This is a genomic window from Pseudomonas sp. SIMBA_067 (genome assembly GCF_046534675.1).
Taxonomy (GTDB): domain Bacteria; phylum Pseudomonadota; class Gammaproteobacteria; order Pseudomonadales; family Pseudomonadaceae; genus Aquipseudomonas; species Aquipseudomonas putida.
In genome coordinates this window covers 1-263 of record NZ_JAWRYH010000647.1, presented here as the reverse complement: position 1 = coordinate 263, position 263 = coordinate 1, and the positions used below count along the sequence as shown (strand labels likewise).

1 protein-coding gene is annotated in these 263 nt (G+C 64.6%); it reads left to right on the top strand.

Features of this window, described 5'->3' with window-relative positions:
- Positions 1–263, top strand: a 263-nt coding sequence (locus SB765_RS30705; RefSeq protein ID WP_410932628.1) for a glycoside hydrolase family 3 C-terminal domain-containing protein, incomplete at both ends; no start/stop codon positions are given.

The window sequence follows — 263 nt, the reverse complement described above, 5'->3', positions numbered from 1 at the left end:
CCACCGGCAAACCGCTGGTACTGGTGCTGATGAATGGCCGGCCGCTGTCGATCGCCTGGGAGCGTGAGCAGGCCGACGCCCTGCTCGAAACCTGGTTCAGCGGCACCGAGGGCGGCAATGCCATCGCCGACGTGCTGTTCGGCGATTACAACCCGTCCGGCAAACTGGCCATCACCTTCCCGCGTTCGGTCGGGCAGATTCCGATGTACTACAACCACACACGCATTGGCCGGCCGTTCACCCCCGGCAAGCCTGGCAACTAC